This window comes from Romboutsia weinsteinii (assembly GCF_002250835.2).
Lineage (GTDB): Bacteria > Bacillota > Clostridia > Peptostreptococcales > Peptostreptococcaceae > Romboutsia_A > Romboutsia_A weinsteinii.
In genome coordinates, this window is sequence record NZ_NOJY02000069.1 from 1 (window position 1) to 11,696 (window position 11,696).

An 11,696-nucleotide genomic window follows, 5' to 3' on the forward strand; every position below is an offset into this window, starting at 1 on the left:
ACCTAATACTGCTCTAAACGAAGGTGATCTAGATGCTAATTTATTCCAACATGAGCCTTTCTTAGATGAAGCAGTAAAAACTAAAGGTTATGATATAATGGCTGGTTCTAAGCTTTATGTTTGTCCTGCAGTACTATACTCTTACAAAATAGACTCATTAGATGAACTTAAAAAAGGTGATAAAATAGCTATAAGCAATAGCCCATCTGCTGGTTCAAAATGTCTTAGATATCTTGAAGAAGAAGGTCTTATCACTTTAAAAGAAGGTGAATTAGTTGGTGTTAAAGATATAATTGAAAATCCAAAAGGATTGGAATTTGTTGAGTTAGATATTGCGCAAATCGCTCCTTCTCTAGATGATGTTACCGCTGGATTTATTGATACTGCTTATGCTGTTCCTGCTGGCCTTGATGCAGACAAAGATGGTATTTATAAAGGTCCAATAAATGATAAATACGCCAACTTAATAGCTTACAGAACCAAAGACAAGGATAGTGAAAAAATAAAAATATTAGAAGAAGTGCTTACATCTGACGAAAGTAAGCGTATAATAGAGGAAAAATATAAAGGAATAGTAATTCCTGTTTTCTAAAATTTTATTATTTGCCAAATCATCAGAAAATTTTGTTTTATTTTGTAAAATTTTATGATATTATATATAAATATATAAATTATAATTTACTTATAATTTATAATTAAAAAGTCTGATTTATTCAGACTTTCTTTTTTGAATCAATTTTATTCAATTTTTCACATCTTGACTTATTAAATTAAGTCTATTTCTCATTTTTATTTTATTTTATAAACTTTTTACTCATATGTCTCTTATTATATAATGTATTTTTTGTAGAATACTTTATTTTATGCTTTACATTTTTTAAAATCTGATTATAATATAAATATGGAATAATTTCTATCAATTAAGGAGATGTTTTTAATGAAAAGTTATAGTTTTAACGAAATACAAATGATGTATGGGAATATTAGTCCTTTTGAGTTTAAGGATAAATTAATAGATTTAGCAAAATATAGCGCAAACAAAAACAATACTACTGTACTTGATGCAGGACGTGGAAATCCAAACTGGACTGCTGCTACACCAAGAGAAGCATTCTTTACATTTGGTCAATTTGCAGTAAGTGAAACAAGATTAAATTGGAATCTTGGTGACCTTGCTGGTATGCCTTCAAAAGAAAATATTACAAAGCGTTTTTATAAATATATAGAAGAAAATTCAACTATGCCTGGTGCCTCTTTAGCAAAGTCTATAGTTGATTACGGAATAAATGAACTAAACTTTGATGCTGATGAATTTGTTCATGAATTAGCTGATGGTATTATAGGTGATAACTATCCATGTCCAGATAGAATGTTGCCTCATATGGAAAAAATAGTACATGATTACCTTATCCAAGAGATGAAATACGATACTAAATTAGGTGGAGATTTAAACGTATTCGCTGTTGAAGGTGCAACTGCTGCAATGTGTTATATATTTGATTCTCTAATGGCAAATGAACTTTTAAGAAAAGGTGATAAGATAGCTTTAATGACTCCTATTTTTACTCCTTACCTTGAAATACCACATCTTCCTAGATATAGCTTTGATGTTATAAACATTAATGCTGATGAGGTTGATGAAAACGGTGCACATACTTGGCAATACTCTAAAAAAGAATTAGAAAAACTTCGTGATAAATCTATAAAAGCACTATTTGTTGTTAATCCAAACAATCCAGCTTCTATAGCAATCAATGAAGAATCTTCCAATAATTTAGTAGATGTAGTAAAAAACTACAATGAAGATTTAATGATAATATCAGATGATGTTTATGGAACTTTTGTTGAAGATTTTACTTCTTTAATGGCAAAACTTCCTTACAATACAATAGGTGTTTACTCTTATTCAAAGTACTTTGGTGTAACAGGATGGAGACTTGGAACAATGGCTCTTCACGAGAAAAATGTATTTGATAAAAGAATAAATGATTTACCTGATGATTTAAAGAAATCACTAAATAAACGTTACTCTGATATGAGTCTTAATCCTTCTAACCTTCCATTTATGGATAGAATAGTTGCTGATAGTAGACTTGTTGCTCTTAATCATACTGCTGGTCTTTCTACTCCTCAACAAGTTCAAATGGCATTTTTCTCTGCATTTGCACTTATTGATACAGAAAACAATTATAAAGCATTAAATATGGATATTTGCCATCGTCGCCAAAAACTATTATATAAAGCTTTAGAAGTTGAGTTACCAAAAGATAAAAATAACGCAGCTTACTATACTCAATTTGATATAGAACAATGGGCACGTATTAATTATGGGGAAGAGTTTGTAAATTATATAAAAGAAAACTACACTCCTGTAGATATACTTTACAAGTTAGCTAAAAATTACTCTATAGTACTTCTTAGTGGAAGCGGATTTGCAGGCCCTGATTGGTCTGTTAGAGTATCACTTGCTAATTTACAAGATAAAGCTTATACAAATATCGGAAAAGCTATAAGAAAAATAATAAATGCATATGTAGCTGACTGGAAAAAATATAAATCTTCAAGAGTAGGATAATTAAAAAGGCGTATTTAAAATAATTTATATTTTAGATACGCCTTTAACTAAACCCTCTTCAATTCTTTTATAATTTCTTTTTTCAATTCCTTTGATTTATTCTTCTCCTTTAGAGCTAGGTCTATATAATAAGTAGCTATACCAAATACTGATATAATTGATCCATATGTAGTAGCTAAACTTATAAATGAAAGTGATTCTTTTTCATATGCACTTCCCTCTGGTTCTTCTAAGTCTTGTGGGATTATATGAGTAATCGCATAAGCTAAAGTATTAGATAATTTATTGAAATATTCTTGTTTGTATGTTGTATAAATACCAAATACTAAAACTGTAACTACACAAAGATTAGCTAATATCTTAGTAATACTTGTACTTTTATTTATCTTAAGTAATTTTTTAAACATATTCATTACAAATTTCCAGTAAAGTCCTACATGTATACCAATTAAACCAACTGATAAGTATGAAGCTCCAAAATGAAGCATTTTATAAAACATCTTTCTATCATAGTTTGTGGCTGTCATCATCATCATACCACTAAATATTATAAATACAATGCTTATAAGGAGTATTAAGCTACAAATATAAGATAGCTTTGTTCTAATTTTTATTTTACTATCAAATATCCTTTTAGTTATATTTACTATCCATCTTCTATTTAATATCATATGCACAAGTATAAGTAATCCAAATACCTTACCACTTTGTACATGAAATTTAAAGCTGATTAATGTTTTGTTGAAAAAAGTTATAAATAGTATAGCCATGGCTATATCTAATGTTATTTTTGCTATATTTTTTTTATTCATAATATTATCCTCTATAAAGTCTATCCCTTTTGCTGAAATTTTGATTTTTATCATCAATATTTGATTAATATATATTTATTCTTATATAATTTAATTACATAAAAAGTGTTAGGATTATTATCCTAACACTTTATTTCACATTATAGCTTTGTAAGGTTTTATAATCTTATTTTCTTTTTCTTTTATTTAATACACCAGCTAATGCCATTAACGCACTACCTGTTCCTACTAACATTGTATTATCTATCGCTGATCCTGTTTGTGGTAAAGATGTTCCATCTTCACTTGACACTTCATAGTCTTTTACAAATGTTAATGTATCTTCTAATAGCCTAACTGTAAAGTCTATATTTTTAGACATTGGTACAACATACATTCCAACCTTTATAGTGTCATTTAAACTAGATACTTTAAATCTTAAGCTTATAGTATCACCTGACTTAGCCGTTACTTGGTGAGATACTTTAGCTCCATTTACATATATTGTGTGATTTTGCATAAATCCTGAGCCACTAAATGTTAATGTTATATACTTTTGACCATCTATTTCTTCTACCTTAGATGTTGAATTTAAGTATTTTCTAGCCATCTCTTTTCCAGTTTGACTTGAGTGCTCTACTGCATTTTGTATAGTATATAACTTCCCTTTTTTGACAGTACTTTCTGTTGTAGTATTTTCACTTGACGAATTTGAAGAACTTCCATTTGATGAAGAGTTTGATCCAGTTGAAGATGAATCATTTGAGTTTGATCCACTGTTATTTGAGTCATTAGTTGTTGAATCACTAGTTGTTCCTCCTGTAGAACCAGAAGCTATTTTCTCCATTGAAGATTCTTCAAAATCAACTGCATAGCTTATATTAGATCCCATAGCACTTATAAATGCTGATACTCCTATTTTAGAGTTTATAGAAGGTACTTCAAATGAAACTTTTCCAGTTGATTTATCTTCTGTAGTAGTTACTGACTTACCATCAACAGTTATTTTTATGTTTGACATTTGAGGATATAAGCTGTCAGCAAACTCAAGTGTTGCAACAAACTTACCATCTTTTGATTCTATGTAAGATGTTTCTTCTAATGAGCTTCTTACCATAGAACTTCCTATTGAACTAGTCCCTGAATAAGTTGTTTTATTTGTTATCTTATATATTCCATCTTCTAAAGTATTAGGCTTCTCTACTGCTTTTTCAGATACTACTACATTTATAGTTTTAGTAGTTTTTAATCCTTTTGAATCAGATACTTCGTAAGTTACTGCATAGCTTCCAGCTTTTGTTGTATCTACATTATTGCTAACTACATTTATACTTGAAGTTAAGTCTCCATCTTCTTTATCATTAGCTGTCGCACCAGATAAAGCATCAAAACTATTACCAACATTTATAGTTACATCTTTTGCTGTTATTGTAGGCGCAGTATTAGTTTCAACCTCTGGAGCTTCTCCTAATTCTAGCTTTGTCTCAAAGCTGTGTGGTGGCATACCTGGCACTGGAATATTTACATCAAAGAATAATCTTATATCACTATCCAAACGTCCTATTTCTACTCTATACTTTCTTGATTCACTTCTTTCAAATGATTGAGTATTTCCATCTACAGATATGCTTACATTGTCTATCATACTGTATTGAGCTTGTGTAAACTCAACAGTCATGTATATTTTTCCATCTATAACTTCTATTAGCGTATCTTCTGATATATTATTTCTTATTTTATCTGCCCCACTATCAGATACTTGACCATCTTTTATATAAAGTACGTTGTTTTTTACTGTATAAGTTCTATTTTCTAAACTTCTTTCTATAGTAGTTTGTTCATTTGAGCTACTATCAGCGTATACATTACTTAACCCTCCTGATGTTATTACTGATATTATTGCCATTGCTGCTACTGCTGCTTTCAATCTCCTATTCTTTAGTGCCATTGTTTCTCCTCCTAATATATAATATTTAAATTTTAATAGTTGATAATTTTTTCATTCAATATCTACTTTTTATTTATAATATCCACGTTTCATGTGATACTGATTTTCATTAACAAGTATTATTATATAGATTTTATATAAAAAGGTTTCAAATATATTTTTATTTAATAGATATTTTTAGATAATTTTTAAAAATTTTATTTATAGGAGTTGAATTATATATTTATAGCTTTAATTATTTATGATTTTGCTAAGTATTTTATATAAAAAAACCGTATCATTTACTTATGATACGGTTCTTATTCATACTTCAAAAGGATATAATTCTTACTTACACTCTTCTTTTACCATCATCAAATTTTCTACTAACTCAGTAACTACTTTATAAAGGTAATAAGCAATATAAAAATACTCAAACCTTTATCTTTTATATAATTAAATATTGTCATAACGTATAACCTAATCCTCTCTTAGTTATTAAGCTACTTTTATAACTTTATCTATAGTGCAATTCTAAGTACGCATACTAATAATATAAATGCTATTATACTCATTACATACTTTTCAAAATATGTTCCAAATAGTTGCATTACAGTGCTAATTGCAAGCAGTATAACCATAATCCATAATATAGTATTTATTATACTAGACAGTATACTTGGTATACTAACAGTAATAATGTTGCTTGCAATAAGTAATATTAGTATTGTTAGTGTTAATACTATTATTCCTAGCATAGATTGCTTTCTTTGTGATTCATAGGATGTACTTCTTCCTCCATTTATCCATGTATGAGGTAATATCTTTAATATAACCAACCCGTGAACTATAATAATTAATACTAACATCATAACTGCTAAATACCCTGATACCTCAATACTAATACTTTTTATTAAATCTAACATATCTCTTCCCCTATCTATCTTTTAACAAAATTCTATTCAACCAATTTAACTCTATGGTTTTATTTTCTTTACTATTTACATTCATAAGAGCTAATGTATGAACAACACTCCAATAATAGTCAGCTAATTCATTGTCATCTCCATTAATAACACTACCTTCCCTTTGACCTTGTAAAATAATGTCTCTAAGCATTTTTGTAGGAGTATCTTTATAAGATGTTGTAAACGTATTATCCATAGTACCTTCTTCTATCATTCTTATATTTAATACAAATGAGTACGCGGTAATAGTCTTATTTTCAATTTCTTCAATCATACTCTTTGAAATTAACTTTATTTTACTTGCTGCATCTATCTGTACTTTAGCTAAATTCTCAAATCCAATTTTATTTTGTAATTCAAGTTTTTTTAGTATTTCTGTAAATAATTCTTCTTTAGAACTAAAATAATTGTATAATGTTCCTTGCCCAATCCCTATATACTTTGATAATTGACTAATTCTAGTACCTGCATAGCCATTTTTAGCAAAATAATTAATAGCTCCTTCTGTAATTTTATTTTTCATTTTCTCTCTTATTTCTTCGCACTGTTCTTTTGTTTTAGGCATATATATCCCCTTCAATAATTTTAATAAAAAAAACCATATCACTTGCTTGTGATATGGTTTTTATTTAATCGATATCAATTTCCATATTTTTATAATAATACTTCATGTCATTTTCATTAATTTCTCTCAATACTCTACAAGGACTTCCTATAGCTACTACATTGGCTGGAATATCCCTAGTTACAATACTTCCAGCACCTATTACAGTATTTTTACCTATACAAACACCTGGAAGTATAATTGCTCCTGCACCAATCCATACATTATCTTCTATCGTCACAGCTACATTGTATTGTGCTTGTTTAGCCCTAATATCTGGTCTAATTGGATGTGTTCCTGTATCAATTACTACATTCGGTCCAATTAATACATTGTTTCCAATGTATACATCAGTATCATCTACTAGTGTTAAATTGAAATTTGCATAAAAATCATTACCTATATGTACATTTTTTCCCCAATTTGCACGCAAAGGAGGTTCAATGTAACAATTATCTCCAATATCAGCAAATAATTTTTTTAGTATTTCATTTCGTTTTTCTTGCTCTGATGGTCTTGTTTGATTAAAGTCATATAAAATCTCTAAGCATTCGGCTTGCTCTTTCATAAGTTCTTCATCATTACAATAATAAAGTTTTGATGTTTTCATTCTAGTTTTGATATCCATTCTAATTCCCCTTTATAAGATAGTAGTTTTGCTAAAATTCCCATAAATTATTCTTCTATTTTACCTATAACTAACTTCTCTCTATTTTATAATTTATTCTTAAAGTATTAAAACTTCATTATTCTTACTTCGGTATATATTACTCTACTTGATATATCACAAGATTGTTAAAATCCTAAGCATGAGCTTTCTCTATATTAAATTGATCAATTATATGTGATAAAACTTCTTCACTACCAATCATACCTTCAGAATCACTTACAATAATTTTTTTATCAATATCGTAGTTTAATAAATCCCCATGCTTTAACACATAAGAAGTATGACCTATATTTAACATTCCCCAGTCCATAGTTGAATCGCCAATTACAGAAAATTTTTCAACTCCTATATGATTAGCTAAGTAGCTTATTGCATTCTCTTTAGAAACACCTTTAGGTAAGAAATAAATCTTTCTTCCACTTATATAAAATATCCATCCCTTTGAGTCTAAAAGCGAAGTATACTCTTCAATCATATTAACTTTAAAATTATTCCAGTCAACAACTATATAAAAGAATAGATTCTCAGCTATCTTAAAATTAGTAACTCCTGGTAAGCTTTTGTACTGCTCAAAGTTACTTACCATTTTATCAATAGAGCATGCATTTTTTAATATTCTCTTTACTTCCTTGCTCCATCCATCAAATACTTTATTATCCTTTAAAATAGTCCCTCCATTAGAAGTTATTGCCCAGGCAAACTTAATATTTTTACTAGGGAAATCTATCCTTTGAAACTGCTCAGCGGTTCTAGTAGTTGTTGGTATAAACAATCCATCCTCTTGTATCTTTTTTATGTGTTTTATGGTTTCAAGAGAGATATAAGATATCTCTTTACCGTTGTATATCTCAATATTTTCATACTCCCTATCAGTATCTAAAAATTTATTTGAATATATAACACTTCTATCTAAATCAGAAAAAACTATCATCTACATATCCCTCATATTCTTAATAATTCCACAACAACTATATCCCTTAAGATCCATCTCTTCAACTTCAACATTTTTTTCTTTAGCCAAAATAAATATATGTCTTAGACTTTCATCATTAATATCTCTGACTAAAATTTTATTTGGAACTCTTCTAAGCAACACTCTCGTAGTTTCTCCAACTCCTGGCTTGATAAAGTTTATATCCTTAATATGGTATTTTTCCTTTATCCTTGAAACATCATTATCACCATCTTTAGTGATAATGTCTTCTTTCCAGTTTTCAAGTTCCTTATCTATATTTTCATACTGACCTTCAAAACAATTATATATTGTATCTATGTAATTAGTAGACTCATCACAATTTCTTAAGTGTTCATAAAACTTAGCGCCATGAAAATCATCTTTACCAATTAGATCATCCCTTAAGACAGTTCTACTAACTAGTCCTGATACTGTAGAATTTAGACAAGCACTAGGTATTAAAAAATCCTCTCTAACTCCATAAAGAGCCGAATATCCAGCTGGATCTGCAAGCACTGCAAGTGTTGAGTCAAACTTTTTATTAAATATATTTTCTAAATCTATACATGCTTTATCAAGTTCCTTAGATATAGTCCCCTTACCAGTCCATCCATCAACAAACTGTAACTTAGAAGTTGGGTGGTTTTCTACTATATGTTTTATAGCATTGATATCAATACCTTTATCTCTTATTATAGAAACTGTGTAGTGTGGTAAGTCTAAATTGTACCTATTTTTTAAATACCTTTTTGCAAGTATTCCAATAGGAGTACCAGCTCTTGCAAGAGATACAATTACTACATCCTCACCATTTTTCTTAATTATCTTATCAGACATTACACCTATTGCATAAGCTAACTCATCTTTATTAGTTTCTAGCTTTTCTTTATATAATTTTAAATATTCTTCACTTACTTCATATTCAATAGGTATCATCTCTGAATAATGACTACCATTTTGAATTTTCATCTCACGCTCTTTATTTCCCTCTTCTACTATTAATGAAGATATATCTTTTAGTAAAAAAACTACATCATCTTTAGAATATGTTCCAAAATTTTTCAACTGTCAATCTCCTCCAAATAAAAAATATTATACCGCTGAGCAGCTAACTATATTTAACTTATCTATAGAAGTGTTTTTAAAAACATTAATAATATCCCTAAACTCACTTTCATCTTTCTTTGACTCAATAAATAAGAAACACTCTGAATAGTTTTTCTTATCTAAATTATAAACATAGTTCTTTATCCCCTTATTATAAAAGCTTCCTATCTCAAACTTAGAATTTATAGGGTATCCATCCTTTTCTATCTCTATAATAGGGCTTCTAGTGGTAGAGTGATAATACACTTTATTTTTACTTTCCTTTGCAAATAGCATTGGTATATACATAAACTCTTCCGTACCTAAATAAAGCACATCAGAATCATTATTTTCTATTTTTAGTTTGTCACTTTCTCTCTTAACAACTTGAACAAGCCTTTCTTGATCTTTTTTGTTTATACCAAATCTTCCAGTATACTTAATATATTTCTGACCATCAATATAGTCATCCATATCTAAATCAATAAAATTAACTTTTATTTCCCTATTGATATCTTTTATCTCTAAGCTATCATCTACAACAGGAATACTATCCACTACAAAGTCAAAATTACCTTTGAATAAATAAACAAATTCAATCTTACAATCTAGCTCTTCTTCAACTTTTTTAATTTTTTCAATATTAACACTATCTACCCAATTAAGTATTGAGCATATTGTATATCTTTTCTTAGGATAGATACTTTGTATCTTTCTAATAATATTTACACATGTATTAGCTGTAGTTATTTCATCATCAACTAAAAATACTTCTTCCCCACTTTGTAATGTTTCTAGATTTTCAAAATATAAATTATGATCAGTTGCATGGGAATGCTCTTCTAAAAATTCTAAGCTTTTATAACCTTCTACCACTTCTCTTGTTGTATGTATAAACTCATAATCACCTTCTAAGTAGTTAAACACACTATGACCTATAGCTGTTCCAGTTTCAGCAAATGATATTACTGTACCATTATTTCCATTTATATTTTTCTTTTTATAAGCTTCTACAATTAATTTACCTAAGTCATCCATATCATCAGCCTTACAAGCAAGGTGTTTACCTAACACCTTAGATACAAATAAAAATCTTCTCTTTGGATTATTTCTAACAGCAATTTCTAAGTAATCATTAAGATTTAAGTCTAATGGATTATCTGTAATATCTATATCGCAATTAAATTTTAAACAACTCATCATATTCTACCCCTTCATTTAATACTCCATATATTTTTGATAGTATCATTATTTTTTTAGCCCATAGTAAATGAGGATTTACTTCATTCATTCTTCCACCACAGATGCTTTTGTTAACTCCATATTTGCTATCTACGCTACTTAGTATTGTTTCAGCATCTTTATAATCTTCATACTTTACTGTACACATCGCTTGTACTAACTGAATTTGATTTGGATGTATAACTGTTTTTCCTATAAGACCATGGAACTTGTCTAATAAGATTTCCTTTAGATACTTATTTCTTATTTCTTCATTTTCCATATCAAATAATTCAGATACTCCTCCACTTATTGGGATATCAAGTTCTGGTCTATTTAAGTAATTTATTACATCTGTTATAAATGATGAGCAAATTAAATTATCATATATAGAGAAATATTTACTTCTTCTTATACCATACATTCCAAGTATATCAGTTACACCAATCCTAATATTTAAAATTCTTTCTTTATGTCTTAGAAGTGTATTATATAAATTATTAAAGCTCTCTTCTTTTATTTCATTATATATAAATTCCTTACTTTCTATTATGGGAATTACATACAAATTTTCTATACTAGTTGAATCTAGAACTTCTATACAATCTTCAACTAGATTTGCATTTGCTTTTGGTATTAAGATACCTGTTAATACTTCTTTATTTTTTACGATAATATCCTTAATTTTAATTAATTGTTTAACATCTCTTATCCTTATAAATATTAACGGTGTTCTATTAAGCTCTTCTGTCTTTTTATTACTTAAATCCTCTAATATTAATTTAAGATTGTTTATGGCTTCCTTCTCTCCATTTATACCTATTGCATCTTCAAGACATATGGCTAAAGGCCTTACACCTCTGACCTGTCCTGTAACGCTTTTATATATCATATTATAC

11 protein-coding genes are annotated in these 11,696 nt (G+C 28.3%); 2 read left to right on the forward strand and 9 right to left on the reverse strand.

Annotated elements, in window-relative coordinates:
- Window positions 1–592: MetQ/NlpA family ABC transporter substrate-binding protein (locus CHL78_RS18000; protein ID WP_116041659.1), on the forward strand; the 592-nt coding region annotated here is incomplete at its 5' end.
- A 345-nt stretch (window positions 593–937) separates the two neighbouring features.
- A complete protein-coding gene (gene aspD, locus CHL78_RS18005; protein WP_094368088.1) occupies window positions 938–2,575 on the forward strand; it encodes an aspartate 4-decarboxylase in 1,638 nt (545 codons plus the stop codon).
- A 47-nt stretch (window positions 2,576–2,622) separates the two neighbouring features.
- Here the strand turns inward: aspD and CHL78_RS18010 are convergent, their stop codons facing one another.
- From CHL78_RS18010 to CHL78_RS18050, 9 genes are all read right to left on the reverse strand, one after another.
- Window positions 2,623–3,387, reverse strand: a complete 765-nt coding sequence (locus CHL78_RS18010) for a DUF4405 domain-containing protein (RefSeq protein ID WP_158540730.1) — start codon at window positions 3,385–3,387, stop codon at window positions 2,623–2,625.
- Window positions 3,388–3,553: 166 nt separating this feature from the next.
- Window positions 3,554–5,314 carry an NEAT domain-containing protein gene (locus CHL78_RS18015; RefSeq protein WP_094368086.1) on the reverse strand — a complete coding sequence of 587 codons (1,761 nt, stop codon included), beginning with the start codon at window positions 5,312–5,314 and terminating at the stop codon, window positions 3,554–3,556.
- 500 nt (window positions 5,315–5,814) lie between these two features.
- On the reverse strand, window positions 5,815–6,219 hold the full coding sequence (locus tag CHL78_RS18020; RefSeq protein WP_094368085.1) for a hypothetical protein: 405 nt from the start codon (window positions 6,217–6,219) through the stop codon (window positions 5,815–5,817).
- A gap of 10 nt (window positions 6,220–6,229) precedes the next feature.
- Window positions 6,230–6,826: a TetR/AcrR family transcriptional regulator gene (locus CHL78_RS18025; protein WP_094368084.1), complete on the reverse strand. Its 597-nt coding sequence runs from the start codon at window positions 6,824–6,826 to the stop codon at window positions 6,230–6,232.
- Between the two features lie 64 nt (window positions 6,827–6,890).
- Complete coding sequence (locus CHL78_RS18030; protein WP_094368083.1) at window positions 6,891–7,493, reverse strand: sugar O-acetyltransferase; 603 nt, start codon at window positions 7,491–7,493, stop codon at window positions 6,891–6,893.
- A gap of 175 nt (window positions 7,494–7,668) precedes the next feature.
- On the reverse strand, window positions 7,669–8,466 hold the full coding sequence (locus CHL78_RS18035; protein ID WP_094368082.1) for an HAD hydrolase family protein: 798 nt from the start codon (window positions 8,464–8,466) through the stop codon (window positions 7,669–7,671).
- The gene (locus CHL78_RS18040) at window positions 8,467–9,555 is read right to left on the reverse strand and encodes a cysteine protease StiP family protein (protein WP_094368081.1); all 1,089 of its coding nucleotides are present in this window, start codon (window positions 9,553–9,555) and stop codon (window positions 8,467–8,469) included.
- A gap of 27 nt (window positions 9,556–9,582) precedes the next feature.
- Window positions 9,583–10,776 carry a phosphoribosyltransferase family protein gene (locus CHL78_RS18045; RefSeq protein WP_243446478.1) on the reverse strand — a complete coding sequence of 398 codons (1,194 nt, stop codon included), beginning with the start codon at window positions 10,774–10,776 and terminating at the stop codon, window positions 9,583–9,585.
- A partial coding sequence (locus tag CHL78_RS18050; RefSeq protein WP_116041661.1) for an HpcH/HpaI aldolase/citrate lyase family protein occupies window positions 10,757–11,696 on the reverse strand: 940 nt, incomplete at its 5' end. The genes CHL78_RS18050 and CHL78_RS18045, both read right to left, overlap by 20 nt.

What these genes read in the sequence shown, in the direction of transcription:
- aspD (WP_094368088.1), top strand. Translation starts at nt 938, where the DNA reads ATGAAAAGTTATAGTTTTAACGAAATACAAATGATGTATGGGAATATT.
- CHL78_RS18010 (WP_158540730.1), bottom strand. Translation starts at nt 3,387, where the DNA reads ATGAATAAAAAAAATATAGCAAAAATAACATTAGATATAGCCATGGCT.
- CHL78_RS18015 (WP_094368086.1), bottom strand. Translation starts at nt 5,314, where the DNA reads ATGGCACTAAAGAATAGGAGATTGAAAGCAGCAGTAGCAGCAATGGCA.
- CHL78_RS18020 (WP_094368085.1), bottom strand. Translation starts at nt 6,219, where the DNA reads ATGTTAGATTTAATAAAAAGTATTAGTATTGAGGTATCAGGGTATTTA.
- CHL78_RS18025 (WP_094368084.1), bottom strand. Translation starts at nt 6,826, where the DNA reads ATGCCTAAAACAAAAGAACAGTGCGAAGAAATAAGAGAGAAAATGAAA.
- CHL78_RS18030 (WP_094368083.1), bottom strand. Translation starts at nt 7,493, where the DNA reads ATGGATATCAAAACTAGAATGAAAACATCAAAACTTTATTATTGTAAT.
- CHL78_RS18035 (WP_094368082.1), bottom strand. Translation starts at nt 8,466, where the DNA reads ATGATAGTTTTTTCTGATTTAGATAGAAGTGTTATATATTCAAATAAA.
- CHL78_RS18045 (WP_243446478.1), bottom strand. Translation starts at nt 10,776, where the DNA reads ATGAGTTGTTTAAAATTTAATTGCGATATAGATATTACAGATAATCCA.